15 protein-coding genes are annotated in these 17,117 nt (G+C 71.5%); 8 read left to right on the top strand and 7 right to left on the bottom strand.

Annotated features, from left to right (window positions below; genetic code table 11):
* The first annotated feature begins 55 nt into the window (after positions 1-55).
* The 4 genes from WMF45_RS21620 to WMF45_RS21605 all read left to right on the top strand — a co-directional run bounded on the left by WMF45_RS21620 (position 56) and on the right by WMF45_RS21605 (position 5,388).
* Entirely contained in the window at positions 56-1,447 is a 1,392-nt protein-coding gene (locus WMF45_RS21620) for a tetratricopeptide repeat protein (RefSeq protein ID WP_437718755.1), read from the top strand.
* Positions 1,448-1,612: 165 nt separating this feature from the next.
* Entirely contained in the window at positions 1,613-3,157 is a 1,545-nt protein-coding gene (locus tag WMF45_RS21615; protein WP_437718754.1) for a protein kinase domain-containing protein, read from the top strand.
* A 36-nt stretch (positions 3,158-3,193) separates the two neighbouring features.
* Entirely contained in the window at positions 3,194-4,183 is a 990-nt protein-coding gene (locus tag WMF45_RS21610) for a hypothetical protein (protein WP_437718753.1), read from the top strand.
* The gene (locus WMF45_RS21605) at positions 4,183-5,388 is read left to right on the top strand and encodes a lipoprotein receptor (RefSeq protein WP_437718752.1); all 1,206 of its coding nucleotides are present in this window, start codon (positions 4,183-4,185) and stop codon (positions 5,386-5,388) included. Before WMF45_RS21610 ends, WMF45_RS21605 begins: the two co-directional genes overlap by 1 nt.
* Positions 5,389-5,432: 44 nt before the next feature.
* Here WMF45_RS21605 and asnB read toward each other — a convergent pair whose 3' ends face one another.
* From asnB to WMF45_RS21570, 7 genes are all read right to left on the bottom strand, one after another.
* A complete protein-coding gene (gene asnB, locus WMF45_RS21600; RefSeq protein ID WP_437718751.1) occupies positions 5,433-7,445 on the bottom strand; it encodes an asparagine synthase (glutamine-hydrolyzing) in 2,013 nt (670 codons plus the stop codon).
* Between the two features lies 1 nt (position 7,446).
* Positions 7,447-9,036: a class I adenylate-forming enzyme family protein gene (locus tag WMF45_RS21595; protein ID WP_437718750.1), complete on the bottom strand. Its 1,590-nt coding sequence runs from the start codon at positions 9,034-9,036 to the stop codon at positions 7,447-7,449.
* 19 nt (positions 9,037-9,055) lie between these two features.
* Positions 9,056-9,316 (bottom strand): acyl carrier protein, encoded by a 261-nt coding sequence (locus tag WMF45_RS21590; protein ID WP_012236454.1) that lies wholly within the window; start codon positions 9,314-9,316, stop codon positions 9,056-9,058.
* Positions 9,317-9,672: 356 nt separating this feature from the next.
* Entirely contained in the window at positions 9,673-10,647 is a 975-nt protein-coding gene (gene nadE / locus WMF45_RS21585; protein ID WP_437718749.1) for an NAD(+) synthase, read from the bottom strand.
* A 188-nt stretch (positions 10,648-10,835) separates the two neighbouring features.
* Entirely contained in the window at positions 10,836-11,801 is a 966-nt protein-coding gene (locus WMF45_RS21580) for an aspartate carbamoyltransferase catalytic subunit (protein WP_272099608.1), read from the bottom strand.
* A gap of 8 nt (positions 11,802-11,809) precedes the next feature.
* Positions 11,810-12,373, bottom strand: coding sequence for a bifunctional pyr operon transcriptional regulator/uracil phosphoribosyltransferase PyrR (gene pyrR, locus WMF45_RS21575; RefSeq protein ID WP_437554289.1), 564 nt, complete (start codon positions 12,371-12,373; stop codon positions 11,810-11,812).
* 165 nt (positions 12,374-12,538) lie between these two features.
* Entirely contained in the window at positions 12,539-13,882 is a 1,344-nt protein-coding gene (locus tag WMF45_RS21570) for a hypothetical protein (protein ID WP_437718748.1), read from the bottom strand.
* Between the two features lie 107 nt (positions 13,883-13,989).
* Between WMF45_RS21570 and WMF45_RS21565 the strand changes: the two genes are divergently transcribed.
* The 4 genes from WMF45_RS21565 (at position 13,990) to fabD (ending at position 17,111) form a co-directional block, all read left to right on the top strand.
* Positions 13,990-14,727 (top strand): YceD family protein, encoded by a 738-nt coding sequence (locus WMF45_RS21565; protein WP_437718747.1) that lies wholly within the window; start codon positions 13,990-13,992, stop codon positions 14,725-14,727.
* Positions 14,728-14,731: 4 nt separating this feature from the next.
* Entirely contained in the window at positions 14,732-14,926 is a 195-nt protein-coding gene (gene rpmF / locus WMF45_RS21560; RefSeq protein ID WP_012236448.1) for a 50S ribosomal protein L32, read from the top strand.
* A gap of 88 nt (positions 14,927-15,014) precedes the next feature.
* On the top strand, positions 15,015-16,010 hold the full coding sequence (locus WMF45_RS21555; RefSeq protein ID WP_437718746.1) for a beta-ketoacyl-ACP synthase III: 996 nt from the start codon (positions 15,015-15,017) through the stop codon (positions 16,008-16,010).
* A gap of 159 nt (positions 16,011-16,169) precedes the next feature.
* Positions 16,170-17,111 carry an ACP S-malonyltransferase gene (fabD, locus tag WMF45_RS21550; RefSeq protein ID WP_437718745.1) on the top strand — a complete coding sequence of 314 codons (942 nt, stop codon included), beginning with the start codon at positions 16,170-16,172 and terminating at the stop codon, positions 17,109-17,111.
* Positions 17,112-17,117: the final 6 nt, after the last annotated feature.

The raw sequence follows: 17,117 nt of genomic DNA, 5'->3' as shown, positions 1-17,117 counted from the left end.
CAACGATGCCTCTCCGCCGTTTGGTCCGCGATGGGCGGTGGGCTAAGGTCACGCCGTGTCTTGGCTTGCCGAGCTCGCCCTGCACCTCTGTCGCGCGCTGCACCTCGTGGTCCTGGCGATCGCGCCCACGTGGCTCTCGCCTGAGCCGCTGCCGGCCGGCGCGCTCGCCCTCTCGGGATCGCTCTCGGCGGCCGCGCTCGCCGCGGCGCTCGGCCTGTCGGCGTGGTTCGCCGCGCGGCTCGATACCCGGCTCGCCAGGAACGGCGCGGCGCTGCTGTGGATCGCGCTCGCCGCAGCGCTCGCGGCCACGCTCTACTACCGCGGGCCTCGCGCGCCGCTCGCGCAGGGGGTCGTGTTCGTCGCCGTTCCCCTGTGGGCGGCGCTCGCGACCCTCGCCGCCGCCGCCGCGGAGCGCTGGCTCGGATCGAGCTTCAAGCACCGGCGCATGGGGGCCGCGATCGCCGTGATCGGCCTCGGCGTCGTCCAGCTGAACGGGGCAGCGCCTCTGCTCGGGTCGCGCGAGCGGATGTGGTGGGCGGCGCTGCGCCGCGACGGCGCACACCTGCGCGCGATCGACGAGCTCACGAGGCCGCTCCGCGAGCGGCGCAAGCTCGACGAGCTCGACGGCGTCGCGGCGCGCTGCCTGAGGATGCACCCCGCCGCCGCCGCGCCCGCCGCGCCGGCCACGTGCGCCTGCCTCGCGCTGCGCGCCGAGGCGAGGCTGCACGCCCGCAACGCTGGCGCCGCCCTCCGCGACGCGGAGTCCGCGCGCGAGCGATGCCCGGAGCAGAGCGGCGCGCGCGCGGTCCTGGCCGAGGCGCTCGCCGTCGCCGGCCGCCCCGAGCGCGCCGAGGCCGAGGCGCGGGCCGCGCTGGAGGAGGGCGGCGACCCGTCGCGGCTCCGCTATGCGCTCGCGCTCGCGCTCGAGCGCGCGGGTCGCCTGGCCGAGGCCAGGGCCGAGGCGGATCGCGCGATCGACGCCGGCGCCGGCCGGAAGGCGCAGCTCCTCGCCGGAGCGCTCGCGATCCTGGCCGGAGATCTCGACGGGGCGAAGGCGCGCCTCACGCCGCTCGCCGAGCAGGATCCCCAGGACGCCGAGGTGCTCTACAACCTCGCGCTCATCGCCGACAAGCGCGGCGACTACAACGGCGCGCGTCAAGGCTACCTCGCCGCCCTGAAGGCCGAGCCCAGGAGCGCCGATGCGCGCTACAACCTCGCGCTCCTGACGTTCCGTGCGGGCATCGCCGAGGAGTCGCGCCACCACGTCCGCAAGTTCCTCGATGCGTTTCCGGACGATCCGCGGGGCAACCAGCTCGCGCAGGCGACGGGCACGCCGCTCGGCGAGACGTACAAGACCGACAAGGCCGACGGCGCTGCGCTTCCGGGCCGACCCGGTGCGCGGCGGTCTCTGCAGGAGCCCGCCGCCGCGAGCTCGGGTTCTCGCTAGCTTCCGCCGCGAGGCGTCGTAAACGTCGCAACCGGCGCAAATACAGCGCGGGGGATGGCGGGGCTTCTGCGCCATTTCATGCCGTCGGTCCCAGCTCACTTTTGCATGGCGCGAACGTGACCCTGGACGACGACCTGTGTTATTCCAGAAGGTCTGGGAGGCTGCGTGACACCCGCCGCGGGGAACACCGTTGCCGATCGCTTTCGCCTGGTGCGTCCGCTCAGGCAAGGCGGGATGGGCTCGGTGTGGCTCGCCCAGCACCTCGGCCTCGACATCCCGTGCGCGATCAAGTTCATGAACGCGCAGGGCGTCTCCAAGGAGGTGCGGCACCGGTTCGAGCGCGAGGCGAAGGTCGCCGCGCAGATCCGCAGCCCACACGTCGTGCAGATCCTCGACCACGGCGTCTGGCAGGGGACGCCGTACATCGCGATGGAGTACCTCGAGGGGGAGGACCTCGACACCCGCATCCAGCGCGTTGGGCGGCTCGACCCGCACGACACCATGGCGATCACGGCGCAGGTGGCGCGCGCCCTCACCAAGGCTCACGCGAGCGGCCTGGTCCATCGCGATCTCAAGCCGGCCAACATCTTCCTCGTCCGGGACGACGACAGGGAGATCGCCAAGGTGCTCGATTTCGGCATCGCGAAGGACAGCACGCCGCAGGTCACCTCCACCACGAAGACCGGCTCGCTGCTCGGGACGCCCGCGTACATGAGCCCGGAGCAGGCGCAGGGCACCAAGAGCATCGATCACCGCTCGGATCTCTGGTCGCTCGCCGTCGTCGTGTTCGAGTGCCTCACCGGCAAGCTCCCGTTCAACAGCGAGGCGTTCGGCGATCTGCTCCTCAAGATCATGGTCAAGCCGCTGCCCGTGCCGTCGCAATTCGCCCCCGTGCCGCCTGGCTTCGACGCCTGGTGGGCCCGCGCGGCGTCGCGCGAGCCGGACGCGCGGTTCCAGAGCGCGAGGGAGTTCTGCGACGCGCTCGCGCTCGCGCTCGACATCGCGAGCGATAGCTTCGAGCCCAGGACGAGCATCGTCGGCCCGTTCCGCGCGTCCGGCGAGCGCATCTCGGTGGAGCTCGGGTTCGCGCCACGATCGAGGGAGAGCGCGGCGCTCCCCGACGCGCGGCCCGACAGCGCGGCGCCTTCGTTCGGGGACGCGGTCACGCTGATCGCCTCGGCGGACGCCGAGGCTCCGCGGACCTCGACCGGGCCCGGCGCGACGGTGGCCTCGCCCGGAGCCGCGGAGGCCGCGTCCGCGATGGCCGGCCGCCAGATGCGGCCGCAGACCACCAGCGCGCTGGTCTCGGTGGTGTCTCCCCCGGCGCGACGGCCTGTCGTCGGACGCGCGCTCGCCGCCGTGGCGGCGGGCGCGGTCGTTCTCGTGGCCGTCGCGTTCTTCGCCCTGCGCGGCGGGAGCCCTGACGCGACGGGGCAACCGCTCGCGCAGCCGGCTCCCACGACTTCGGTGTCCGATGCGCCGCGAGGGCCCGACGTCACGGCGCCGGCCACCGCCTCCGGGCAGGCGCCGGAGCCGCCCCCCTCTGTGGCCCCGACGGCTGCGGCGTCTGCGACGGCGTCCTCCGCCTCGGCGACGCCGGCGAGCGGCCCGCGTGTGCCATCGGCTCAGCCCGCCCAGGCGAAGCCGCGCTCCCCGGCGCCGCCGGGGAGCGTCCGCCGCAAGCCGAAGCCGACGGACTTCGGCATCTGACGTTCACCTGCAGCACTTCGCACGGACCTCCTTCGTATGGCTCGTCGACTAGGGATCGCCTCCTTGCTGCTCGCCCTGACCTTCACGCCCGCCGCGCTGGCGCAGGTCTCGGACGCCGATCGCGCGACGGCGCGCTCGCTCGCCGTGGAGGGGCAGGAGGCCCTCGAACGAAAGGACTTCGCGGCCGCGCTCGATCGGTTCAGCCGCGCCGACGCCATCATCCACGCGCCGACCCTGCTGCTCGGCGTAGCCCGCGCCCAGGTGGGCGTGGGCCAGTGGATCGCGGCCCAGGAGTCGTACAGCCGCATCCTCCGCGAGGGGGTGCCGGAGAAGTCGCCCGAGCAGTTCTTCGAGGCGATCGCGGCCGCTCAACGCGAGCTCGACGCGCTCACGCCCCGGATCCCGCAGGTGCTCATCTCGGTGATCGGGCCCGACACCACCGCCGTCACGATCGACGACGCGCCGGTGCCGCGCGCCGCGCTCGGGGTCCGGAGGCCGGTCGATCCAGGCGACCACGTCGTCCGGGCGTCGGCCGCGGGGTTCGCTCCGATCGAGGTGAAGGTGACGCTCGCCGAGGGCGCCAGCGAGACCGTCGCGCTCGAGCTCAAGCCGGTCGCGCCGCCGCCTCCGGTCAGGCCGCGTCCGCCGGTGGTGCCGCCGCCAGATCAGGGCGCTTCTGCTTCAGGCTCCGGCGGCAGCGGCCGCACGGTGCTGGCGATCGCCGCGTTCGGGCTCGGTGGTGCCGGGCTCGCCGCCGGCGCCGTGGGCGGCGTGCTCGCGCTCGACAAGCACGGCGATCTCTCGGAGCGCTGCCCCGGCGGCCGGTGCGACCGGTCGTTCAAGGGCGATATCGACAGCTATCACGCGATGGGCACCCTCTCGACGATCGGGTTCGCGATCGGCGCGGTGGGCGTCGGCGCGGGGGCGTTCCTGCTGCTCACAGCGCCGAGATCGCCGCAGCGCGCCGGGATATCGATCACGCCCGTGATCGGGCTCGGCTCCGCGGGAGCGAAGGGGAGTTTCTGATGCGCCAGGCGTTCGGAATCGGCTCGATGGTCTGCGTTGCCATCATGACCGCCGCGGCATGCACCAGCGTGCTCGGGGACTTCACGGTGAGCGAAGCCAGCGCGAGCTCGGCCGGTGGATCCGATGCGTGCGCGACCGGCACGGCGGACTGCGACGGCAACCCCGACGACTGCGAGGTGAACCTGCTCGACGACCCCCAGAACTGCGGCGCTTGCGGCGCGGTGTGCCTGGACGGCGGGACGTGCCGCGCGACCGGCTGCAGCGGGGCCACGGAGATCGCGCGCGGGTTTCCCGCCATCGAGGCTCCGAACGCGAACCTCCTCACCGTCTACCAGGGCGAGGTCTACTGGACCGCCGGCGAAGGTACGGACGGCAGCGTGCAAAAGGTGTCGGTCCTCGGCGGAGCCGTCACGACGCTCGCCGTCGGCCAGAACGCTCCGTACGGGATCGCCGTCAACCAGCACGGCGTCTTCTGGTCCAACCTCAACGACAAGGACGTCTTGACGGTGGACCGCAACGGAGCACGCGCGCCAGAGGTCCTCTTCGACTCGGACTTCGCGACCCTCGGCGTGGCTGCGGACGACAACGCGGTGTTCTGGGCGCAGCGCGCGGCCGGCATCGGCACGCCGGGCGACGGGAGCCTCATCGGCCAGATCCTGATGCCCGGCGAATGGGCGGACGACGAGTTCCTCGAGGTCAGCAATGCTTCGCCGCACCTCATCGCGCTCGACCAAGAGCACGTGTACTGGGTCGACAGGAGCCTGCGGGGCACGGTGAACCAGACGCATCGGCAGACCGGCGACACGAAGCGGTTGGCCGACGAGCAGCTGTTTCCGTACGCCATCGCCGTGGACGACGACCACGTCTACTGGACCAACAGCCCGCGCGGGGATCACGCCAGCGAGCTGTCTGCCGTCATGAGGGCGCCCAAGGACGGCTCGGAGGACGCGGTGGCTGTCTGGACGGCCGTCGAGGACGATGACGTGGCGCATGCGTCCCCCGACTGCATCGCCGTGGATGGGCTCGATGAGTTCGTCTACTGGACCGATCAGGGGTCGCCCCGCGTGATGCGGAAGCGCAAGGACGGCGTGGCAAGGGCGCGGCCGCTGTACGAGGGCGGCACCCCGCGCGGGATCGCGGTCGCCGGCGGGTTCGTGTACTGGGCAGACGAGAGTAGCGGCACGATACGCAAGCTCCCCCGCTGAGGGGCGGCCCGCATGCGCCCCGCGCTTGTGCTCAGCGCGCCCGCTCAGCCTGCGGCGTCGCGCACCCGATCGACGTCGACGCCCAGCCGGCCTGACGTGTCGTCGGCGGCCGAGACGACGCGCGCGCCCTGGAGGATGTCGCGCGCCATGAGCTGCGTGGAGAGGATCGCGCAGAACGCCATGTCGTCGGTGTTGCTCATCGACTTGCCGCCGGTCTTGCGGCACTTCGCGACGAGCGCCGCGACGGGCTGCGTCTGCCAGATGCCGGCGTCCTTGATGGCCTCCGGCGACAGGCACGCCTCGACATAGTCCGGCGTCCCGCTCCCGAAGAAAGGCTGCACCACGGGCGCGCGGTACGGCTGCTTCTTCCGCGCGAGGACGCCGGGCGGCAGGAGATCGCCCATGGCGCGCTTCAGCACGTGCTTCTCGTCGAGGGTTCGGAGCTTGAGCGCGTCCGGCAGCGCGTCCGCCACGTCCATCACGTTGGGATCGAGGAACGGGAAGCGCCCCTCGACCGAGTTCGCCATCATCATGCGCTCGCCCTGGGAGGAGAGCAGGTAGCCGGAGAGCAGCGTCGTGATCTCCAGGTACTGCGCGCGCGCGAGCGGCGTCCAGCGCATGAAGTCGCGCGGCAGCTGCTCCCTCAGGCGATCGGCCGCGGCGGTGTCGCCGATGCCCTCGCGCATCGCGGGATCGAGCATCAGCTTGATGCGGCTCGTGGCGTCCCAGCGCGGGCGGTGGGAGTAGAACGGGTCGTCCGTCTGCGCGAGGTTCCTCCCGAAGAAGGCCTTGGCCATCTCGACCTGCGCGACCGGCGACCGCTGCAGGTAGGGGTAGAGCCGGAGGAGGAGCTGCGGCCTGAGCTTGCTGTCCGGGTGGCGCGCCCAGAAGCGGCGCACCCGGTCCTCGCGGAAGATGTCGTAGCCGGCGAAGAACTCGTCGGCGCCCTCGCCCGTCAGCACCACGCGGTAGCCGCTCTGCCGGACGAGGCGCGCCAGGATGAACAGCGGCGCCGGCGCGGTGCGCAGGAGCGGGGCCTCGGCGTGGTAGACGACCTCCGGGAAGACGCCGGCGATGTCGGCGTCACCGCACTGGATCGACGCGTGCGACGTGCCGAGGTGCGCCACGGCGGCGCGCTGGTACTCGGCCTCGTCGAACTCGCGCTCGGCGAACTCGACCGAGAACGTGCGCAGCGGCACCTCGCGGTTCGAGGCGATGAGCGCCGCGACGATCGTGGAGTCGAGCCCGCCGCTCAGGTAGCTGCCGACGGGGACGTCGGCGCGCAGGCGGATCGTCGAGCCGCCGCGGACCGCCTCGCGCACGCCGGACACGAGCCCCGCCTCGTCGCCGCCGGGCGCGCGCCCGACGGGGAACTCGGGGCGGAAGCGGACCGAGACGCGCGGCGCCACGTCGCGATCGAGGTCGAGCGTCGCCACCGCACCCGGCGGGATCTGCTGGATGCCCTCGTACGGCGTGAGCGGGGCGATCGGCGCCCAGAACGTCAGCGCCTCGTCGAGGCCCTCGCGGGAGATCGCGCGGGGGATCGTGGGGTCCTGGAAGAGCGACTTCACCTCGCTGGCGAACCGGAGGACGCCGCGGTGGACCGTCCAGAAGAGCGGGTTGATGCCGACGCGGTCGCGCGAGAAGAACGCGCGCCTCCGCTGGACGTCCCAGATGACGAACGCCCATTGACCGTTCAGCCGATCGACCATGGCCTCGCCGTACTCGGCGTAGGCGTGGATCAGCGCCTCGGTGTCGCTCTTGGTCCGGAAGTGGTGGCCCTTCGCCGTGAGCTCCTCGCGGAGCTCGATGTAGTTGAAGATCTCGCCGTTGAAGCAGACCCAGAGCGTCTCCTCGGCGTTGGCCATCGGCTGCCAGCCGCCGTCGAGGTCGATGATCGACAGGCGCGAGTGGGCGAGCGCGACGTGGCGATCGCGGTAGATGCCGAAGCCGTCAGGGCCGCGGTGGCGGAGCGCCCGCGCCATCTTGAGGGCGAGCTCGCGGTCGGGGTTCGGCGCGTCGGTGCGTAGGTTGATGAGGCCGGCGATACCGCACATATCAGATGAGCTCGCTCTTCTTGACTTTGCCGCTCGCCGTCTTGGGGAGCGAATCCATGAACTCGACGAACTTGGGCACGGCGACCTCGTCGAGCTCGGACCGCACCTTCCTGCGGACGTCGTCGGCGGTCACCGCGGCGTCAGGGGCCTTCACCACGGCGGCCTTCACCGCGACCCCGAGCACCTGATCCGGCACGCCGACGACCGCCGCCTCGACGACGCCCGGGACCTTGCAGATCACCGACTCGACCTCGAGGGGGCTCACCTTCTCGCCGCGGGTCTTGATGATGTCGTCCTTGCGCGCGACGAAGTAGAGGTAACGGTCCTCGTCCATCTTGAAGAGGTCGCCGGTGTGGAGCACGACCTCGCCCGGGAGGGGCCCCGGCCGGAGCGCGCGTGCGGTCGCGTCGGGGTTCCTCCAGTAGCCGCGCATCACGTTCGGCCCGCGCACGACGAGCTCGCCCACCTCGCCCGGCTCCGCGTGCGTGCCGTCCTCCCGCACGATCCAGAGCTCCTCGTTCGGCATCGCGATGCCCACGGAGGACGGCCGCTCGAGCGCCAGGGAGGGCGGCAGGTAGCAGACGCGCGTGCACTCGGTCTGGCCGTACATCGCGAAGAACGAGACGTTGGGCAGGAGCTCGCGGAGGCGCAGGAGCTGCGGCGCCGGGAGCCCGTACGCGGCGTTCGTCATGTACCGGAGCGCCGAGAGATCGGCCTTCGCGAAGTTCTTGAGCGAGAGCATCGACGCGAAGATCGTCGGCACGCCCGCGAAGCCGGTCGCCCGCTCCTCGGCCATCCGCTGGACGATGGGCCACGGCATGGAGAAGCCCTTCTCGAGCACGACGGTCCCGCCGAACGCGTGGGTCACGAGCAGCTGGAAGAGCCCGTAGGTGTGCGACAGCGGCAGCACGCAGAGGATCACGTCGTCCGCCGTGTGCTCGAGGTACGCGCCGATGGCCGCGGTGCTGTTGCGGAGGTTCTGGTGCGTCAGCATGACCCCCTTCGACTCGCCCGTGCTGCCGCTCGTCCAGCAGAGCGTCGCCAGATCGAGCTCGATCGCGCGGCGCGCAGGGGGCTCGCCGGGCGCGCCGGCCAGGGCTTCCTGGAAGTCGCGCCCGTCGGGCGGGGGCCCGGCCGCGGCCGGGGGAGCCGCGCCGCTCAGGAACGTCGCCGCCGGCCTCGCGCCGGGCGGGAGCTCGGCCACGGCGGCGAGGCTCTCGCGCATGCCGCGCGCCGCCACGAGCACGCGGGGGCCGGCGAGCTCCATCACCTGGCCGAGGCGCCGCGGTCGCATCGCGGTGCCGAGCAGCGACGGCACGCCGTCGGCCCGGAGCGCTCCGTAGTATGCGACGACCGCGTCCACGCCGTTGTCGAGCGCGACCATGACGCGATCGCCGCGCTGCACGCCCGCCTCGCGGAACAGGGCGGCGCAGCGATCGGCCAGCGCGTCCAGCTCCCGGTACGTGATCCGCCGTCCCTCGCAGACCAGCGCGACGTGGTCGGGGCGCGATGCGGCGAACGATCGCAGCGCGGAGTCGATGAGGAAGCGATCCGTGAGCGGATCGCGACGAGCGGTGTGCTGCGTGCTCATGCGCCCCCCAGGGTTCGGGCTAGTTGCTGCTCTTCTTCCCGCTCACGTAGGTGACGAGCCTGGCGATCGAGCCGAAATTCTCCGGCACCATCTCCTCGTCGGCGACCTGGATGCCGAGATCCTGCTCGAGGAACTGAACGATCTCGAGGACGGCCGTCGAGTCCAGGATCCCTTGATCGAGCAAAGCGACCTCGGACCCGAGATCGGCGGTAGCGCCCCGGTATCCGAACGAGGTGACCAGGAAGTTGCGAATCGTCGATTCGATGCTGGAAGTGCTCATGGAGGTAGTCTACACGTCTATCACCCCCCCGGCTTTCCTGTCGAGAACACTCCGCGGAGCGACGGCCAGCGCGCGGATCACGGCGGGACGCGGTTGCGGTCCATCGCTCACGCTCACGCGCGTCCGCGTGCGGTGTTCCCCGTGCCGTCCGTGTCCGAAAGCCGCCGCCAGGGCGCGCCGCGGAGGTGAGATTGGTGACTGACGATCTCGCTGCGAGCCCGTCCGTCACCGTCGTCGGCGTGAGTGAATGTCTGCGAGGCTCCGCGCTGTTTCCGGTGGGTTTCACGACCGGGGAACGGCGTACCAAGCTGAGAATGCCGTTGACAGCGGCGCGCGTCGTCCGACGGCGCGGCTCGTCAGGCGTGGCCCTGATCGCGGACGAGCAGCGGCTGCGCGTGGAGGTACTGCGCTACCCGGCGCTTCGCCTCGATGTCCTTGAACACGCGCTCGACCTGCTGCGGCGTGATGCCGACTGCAGACGCCGCGTCCGCGGCCGGGACGTTGTTGTTGTAGGCGTACAGGCAGAGGTCCATCTTGTCGTAGGGGAGCGCGAAGTAGAACTCGTCCTGCCCCTGCGGCATCGAGAACGTGTCCGTCGTCGGCGCGCGCCTGCGGATGTCGGCAGGGACGCCGATGTACTCGGCGAGCGCGTAGACCTGGCTCTTGTACAGGTGCGCGATCGGCTTGAAGTCCGCGGCGCCGTCGCCCTGCTTGACGAAGAAGCCCTGATCGTACTCGAGCAGGTTCGGCGTGCCGGCGACGGCGTAATTGAGCCTGTCCCCGTGGTAGTACTCCATCATCTTGCGGATGCGCTGCTTGAAGTTCGTCGCGGCGACGAGCTGCAGGTACGCATTCAGGGGCATCCGCTTCACGCGCGGCTCCTCGCCGGGCGGCTGCGCCGTCAGCTGCGAGACGTTCAGCCTGTCGCTCTCGAGGATCGAGGGAAGCGTGATCTTGAACTTCCAGCTCTCGTTGTAGTCCGGGTAGACCATCCGGATCGCCTCATCCTGCCGCTCGTAGCAGCGGAGGCCGGTCAACGCGGGCTTGATGTTCTCGATGACCGCCTCGATGCCGAGCCCCTCGGCGAGCAACTTGCCGAGGCGGAGCGCGTCATCGGACGTGTCGCGCTCGGGCATGAAGATGCCCAGCACCTTGTCCTTGCCGAGCGCGCGGACGCACAGCGTCGAGACGACGGAGCTGTCGATCCCGCCCGAGATCCCGACCACGGCCCCGCGCCGCCGCAGCGTACCGAACACCTGATCCCGGATGGCCTGCTCGATCTCTTGCGCTACTGCCGGGGCATCGATCCTGAGGACGTCTCGCGAAAACATGGTTGGCTCCACCCTTTCAAAAAGATGGACCAGCCTATTAAAACGAGACGCAACAGGGAACCCTGTTCGCTGCGAGCGGGCATATGCCGGGGGGAGCCGCGCGCGGGGACGCGTCTTTCATGGTTCCGTGAGCCAGGGCGTCGGTCTGCCCCGGCTGCGCCGCCGCGCCTGGAGGGCTGGGGCGGTTGTCAGGGCGCGGGCCGTGGCTCGCCGGTCGCGGAGAACTCGTTGGCCTCCGCGGCCAGGATCCAGAGCACGGCCATCCTGACCGCGACGCCGGCCTCGACCTGGTCGAGGATCACGCTCTGTGCGCCGTCCGCGACACGCGGATCGATCTCCACGCCGCGGTTCATCGGCCCCGGGTGCATCACGATCGCGTCCGGCTTGGCGAGCGCGAGCCGGGCCGGGTTCAGCCCGAACGTGCGGCTGTACTCGCGCGTGCTGGGCAGGAAACTGCCGCTCAGCCGCTCGCGTTGCACGCGCAGCATCATGACCACGTCGGCTCCTTCGAGGGCGGGCTCGATCCGATCGTAGACCGTCGCGCCGAGCGACTCGCCCGCGATCGGCAGGAGCGTGCGCGGGCCGGCGAAGCGGACCCGCGCGCCCATCGTCGTGAGCAGGTGCGCGTTCGACCGGGCCACGCGGCTGTGGACGATGTCGCCGCAGATGGCGACCTCCAGCCCTTCGAGTCGGCCTTTGGCGCGCCGGATCGTGAACGCGTCGAGCAGCGCCTGCGTCGGGTGCTCGTGCGTGCCGTCCCCCGCGTTCACGACCGCGGCGCGCGTGTGCGCGGCGACGTGGTGCGGCGCGCCCGAGGCGGCGTGCCGGATGACCAGCACGTCCGGCTGCATCGCCTGGAGGTTCTGCACCGTGTCGAGCAGCGACTCCCCCTTGACCGCGCTCGAGGTGGAGACGCTGATGTTGATGACGTCGGCGCTGAGCCGCTTGCCCGCGAGCTCGAACGACGTCCGCGTGCGGGTCGACGGCTCGTAGAAGAGGTTCACGACCGTCTTGCCGCGGAGCGTGGGCACCTTGCGCACGCTCCGCCGGGAGACGTCGAAGAGCGACTCGGCGGCGTCCAGGAGGGCCACGATCTCGGTACGCGAGAGACCCTCGATGCCGAGCAGGTGTCGGTGCGGGTAGATCCTCCTCATGCGCTGGCTTACGTTCCTTCCGGTGGCGGTGGGGGCTCCGAGAGCTTTGTGCCGGCGGCGGTGACGAGAGCCCAGAGCTCGCCCGCGCGCTCCACGACGTCGATGCGCTGCCCGGGGGCGAGCTCGACCGCGCGGACGATGTAGTCGGGGTGAATCGGCAACTCCCTGCCGCCGCGATCGACGAGCGCGACGAGCTCGATCCGCTGCGGTCGCCCGTAGTCGAGCACCGCGTCGAGCGCCGCGCGGATGGTGCGACCGGTGTAGACCACGTCGTCGATCAGCACGATGCGCCGGCCGTCGACGGGGAAGGAGATGTGACTGGGCCCGATGCGCGGGTTCGGCAGGGCGGTCGCGGCGTCGTCGCGGTAGAGCGTGATGTCGACGGCGCCGACCGGCGGCGCGTGCCCCTCGATCTCGAGCAGCAGCGCGGCCAGCCGCTTGGCCAGCGGCTCACCGCCCCGTCGGATCCCGATGAGCGCCAGATCTTCCACGCCGCGGCCGCGCTCGGCGATCTGGAGCGCGATACGCCGCAGGCCGCGCCCGATGGCGGCCGGGTCGAGCAGAGCTTCCATGGCGCGGCGAGGGCTAGCACGGCGAGCGCCCTGCACCCAAGGCCCGCGTGCGCCGCCCGCCGGATCGCCCGCGCGCCCGAGGGAGCGCGCCCCCTCCGGCCGTGCTGAGGAGGGGGAGCGTGCTCGGCGCGGCGTCGCGGCAGCGGCGCGGAGGCGCGGGCGGCCTCAGTCGGGCTGATGCAGGACCCGCTGGGTGCGCTCGACGAAGTAGAACCGCTCGAAGCCCGCGCGCTGGAACGTGAGCGCGCCGAACCCGTTGACGGCGATCGCGGCCGCGCCGAGGGCGTAGAACGGCGCGCCGAAGCGGCGGCCGGAGACGGCGATCATCGCGAAGAGAAACGGGGCGAAATCGTTGGAGAAGCGGTAGCCGAACTGGAGCCAGCCGGTGTTCTGGTAGAGGAGGCTCGGCAGCGCGACCGCGGACACCGTGGCGGCGAGCGCCCAGAACGGGGGCGGCGTGCGTCGGGGCCAGAGGGCCCACGCGTAGATCGGCGTGGTCACCCAGAGCGCGAGCCCGTGAGCGTTGATCTGGAAGGGGGCGCCCTGCACGTGGGTGTACGGCAGGCCGGTGAGCACCACCGCGAGGTTGCGCGGCAGGTAGTGGTACGAGAACAGCCCCCATTTCTCGATCCGCGCGCGCCACGCGATGTGGAGGTACCGGTGGCCGAACTCGGTCGCGTCGCCGAAGCGCGCGTGGTTGTGCCAGAGCAGCACCGAGAGCACGAGCGCCGCCGGCGCGGCGAACAGGGCGAGCCGGCGCACGAGGGCGCGCGGATCCGAGCGATCCACGCGGAGCGCCTCGAACAAGAACAGCGGCAGGGCGAAGCCGAGCGGCGTGCGGGTCGCGAAGCCGAGGCCCAGGGCGAGGCCCGCCGCGAGCGGATGGGCGGCTTCGAGCGCGCAGTAGAGGTAGACGCACGCCAGCGCGACGCCGACGACGTGGGCCGCGAACCACACCGTTCCTTGCACCGCGCTGAACCAGTAGACGCTCCCGAGCGCGAAGAGCAGCGAGAGCGCGACGTTCTCGGCCTGCGTGCGGTGGCTGCGGCGCGAGGCCGAGAGCTTCTCCAGCGCGAGGAAGAGGACAGCGGGCCCGACGCCGGCGAAGGCCAGGAAGAACTGCCCGTCGCGCACGCGCTCCGCGCCGCCGGCGAGCTTGACGAGCGGCGCGATGAGGACCGCGGGGAAGGGGGGGAAGCTGACGTAGTAGCGGTCGTCGAACACGGCGAAGTCGTTGCCGCCCGCGTACGCCGGCGGCGGTCCGCCGAGATCGAGGCGGCCGTGGAGCCACGCCTCCGCGAGCAACGCGTAGTGGTTGTAGGGCGTGTGGGCCGTGAAGATCTCGCGGGAGGAGCTCGCGGCGTACGCGAGCGTCACGAGCGCGTAGAGGGCGATCGCGACCGCTGCGCGGCGGCCTGCGCGCCGTGCTTCCCCTGAAGGTTCCGGCCGCCGATCGGCGGCGCCCGGCGGCGACGAGGGCCGGGCCTCGGGCGTGGCGCTACGGTCCATGCGCGGGCGACGCTACCATGCAGCCTGATGTGACGGCGGCCGCGGGTCGTTCTTGCGAGCCAACGCACCCCGCGCTAAACGCTCCGCTTTCACTGGCCCGGAACCCCATGTCCCAGTTTGCCGTCTCTGCCAATGACATCGACATCTCCGGTATTTCGCTGGACATGCCGCTGCCGCTCGACTGGATGAACGCGGCGCTCGCTGACGCCGACGTCACCGGGCGCGCGCCAGGCCACCTCTCGGCCCGCCTCTCGCGGACGGGGAACGAGATCGTCGTGCGCGGCCGCGTCAAGGCGCCCGTCGCCACGCCCTGCGCGCGGTGCCTTGCCCCTGCCGCGCTGGACGTCGACGCCGAGCTCTCGCTCCTCTTGCGCCCTGCCCCGAAGGCGGACGGCCACGGCCACGGTCGCGGCCCCCGGCGGGACGACGCTGCCCGCAACGGCGCGGCGAAGCCTGGGGCCAGCAAGGTGAAGGAGCCGGAGTACGAGTTCACGGCGGACGAGGCCGACGTCGACACGTACGACGGCGAGACGGTCGAGCTCGATCCGTTCATCCGCGAGGCCATTCTCCTCGAGATGCCGAACTTCCCCTTGTGCTCGGAGGCTTGCCCGGGTATCGGTCCTGCCGCGTCCCGAGAGGACCGCGAAGGCGGCTCCTCGTCCCTCGTCCGCGGGGCGGCGGAGGAGGATGAGGCCACTCTAGGCCTCGACCCGCGGCTCGCGCCGCTCAGCGCGCTCCGAGAGAAGCTTGGACAGAAGCCCAGCGGCTCTGACAGGCGCGCGCAACCTGCATCGACCCCCCCGGCCAAGGCCGGGACACCGAAGAAGAAGACCAAGAAGGAGTAGTGCCGTGGCCGTCCCCAAGAGGAAAACCACCCCCAGCAAGCGCGACATGCGGCGCGCCAACCACGACAAGGTGACCCCCGTCCAGCTCGTCTCTTGCGAGAACTGCGGGGAAGCCCGGCTCCCGCACCGCGCCTGTGGCGCCTGCGGGCACTACAACGGGCGCAAGGCGAAGGCGACCAAGGCGACCGCGGCCTCATGACGGGCGCGGGTGCGCCGGCGCGCGCGAACGCTGCGCCCGCGCACCTGGGCGCGGCGCCGGCTCGCGCGGACGCGCGAGGGGCCGTCGCATGAGCTCCCCGCAGCCGAGGAGCCGCATCCTCGGGACGGGCAGCTACGCGCCCGCCCGAGTCGTGCACAACACCGATCTCGAGAAGATCGTCGACACCTCCGACAGCTGGATCAGCGAGAGAACGGGGATTCGTCGACGTCATATCGCTGCCGAGGGAGAGCTCACGAGCGACATGGCCGCCGCGGCCGGCCGCTCTGCGCTGGAGGCCGCCGGGCTCTCGGCGGCTGACCTCGACATGATCATCGTCGGGACGATCAGCGGCGACACCCCGATGCCCTCCTGCGCCGTGTACGTGCAGCAGAAGCTCGGCGCTCAGGAGATCCCCGCGTTCGACATCTCGGCGGCCTGCGCCGGCTTCGTCTACGGCCTCACGATCGCCGATCAGTTCATCGCGAACGGAGTGGTCCGGCACGTCCTCGTGATCGGCGTCGAGCTGCTCTCGCGCATCCTGAACTGGAAGGATCGCACGACGTGCGTCCTGTTCGGCGACGGCGCGGGCGCGGTCGTGCTCGGGCCTGCGTCGGGCGACGGCAGGGGCATCATCTCGACGCGGATCTTCAGCGACGGCACGCTCGCGAACTCGCTGGTCATCCCGGGCGGCGGCACGGCCGAGCCGCTGACGCCCGAGGGCATCGAGCAGAGCCGCAACAAGGTCCACATGGTGGGGCAGGACATCTTCAAGGTCGCCGTGAAGAACCTCTCCAGCGCCTCGCTGATCGCGCTCGACACGGCGGGCATGGCGGCCGGCGACCTGGACTGGGTCGTCGCCCATCAGGCGAACCTGCGGATCATCAGCCAGGTCGCCGCGCGCCTCAGCCTCCCTCTGGAGAGGTTCGTGCTCAACATCGAGGAGTACGGCAACACGTCGAGCGCATCGATCCCCATCGCCCTCGACGAGGCGGTGCGCGACGGGCGCATCAAGCCGGGGCAAAACGTCCTGTTCTGCGCGCTCGGCGCTGGCATCTCCTGGGGCGCGTCCGTCATCCGGATGTGAGCGGGCCATGCGCGTATGCCTGCGTCGGAGTCGAGGCCTGCGCATCCGCTAGAGCTCGCCGCCCGATCCGGCCTGAGGTAGTCTCGCGCGCGCCGGCCGCATGACGTGGTTCGGGGGACGGACGACGTCCGCCTCCCTGGCTTGGAATTGAGGGCAAACGTGAAAATCGCTTGGCTGTTTCCAGGGCAAGGGGCGCAAGAGGTGGGGATGGGCAAGGCCCTCGCGGAGGTCTCGGCGGCCGCGCGCGGCGCGTTCGCGCGAGCGGACGCGGCGCTCGGCGAGCCGATCTCGCGGCTTTGCTTCGAGGGGCCGATGGAGGCGCTGACGCAGACGAGCAACACCCAGCCCGCCATCGTCGCGACGAGCTGCGCCGTGGCCGCGGCCCTCATCGAGCACCTGCCCAACCTCGATCCGCCGCTGTACGCGGCCGGCCACTCGCTCGGCGAGTACAGCGCGCTGGTCGCTGCCGGCGCGCTCGAGATCGAGGATGCGGTACGGCTCTGCCGGATCCGGGGCAGCGCCATGCAGGAGGCCGTACCGGCGGGCCAGGGGGCCATGGCGGCGCTCATCGCGCTCGACCAGGAGGTGGTGCTCGCGATCTGCGCCGAGGCGGCGCTGGGCGAGGTGGTCGCTCCGGCGAACTACAACGGGCCGGGGCAGATCGTGATCGCCGGGCACGCCGGCGCGGTCGCGCGCGCGGGCGAGCTCGCCGTCGCCCGCGGCGGCAAGGCCATCCCGCTCAAGGTGAGCGCTCCCTTCCACTGCGCGCTGATGCGGCCTGCGGCCGAACGCTTGCGTCCCGAGCTGGAGCGCACGCAGCTGATGCCGCTCGCCTTCCCCGTGATCGCGAACGTCGACGCCGCGCCGAACGCCGATCCGGAGCGGGTACGGTCGCTCCTCCTGCGCCAGATCGATGGCACCGTGCAGTGGATGCGGACGATCGAGCGCATGGCAGAGGATGGCGTGACGCACGCCCTCGAGATCGGCCCTGGCAAGGTGCTGGCCGGGCTGGTGAAGCGGATCACGAAGCAGATCAAGGTGCTCAGCGTGAGCGACATGGCGGGGATTGAGCGCGTGAGCGCGTTCCTTTCGGAGGCATAGGCATCG

The organism is Sorangium sp. So ce448 (assembly GCF_051520915.1).
Lineage (GTDB): Bacteria > Myxococcota_A > Polyangia > Polyangiales > Polyangiaceae > Sorangium > Sorangium cellulosum_B.
The sequence above is the reverse complement of the archived record's forward strand: the minus strand, read 5'-3'. Positions and strand labels throughout refer to the sequence as shown.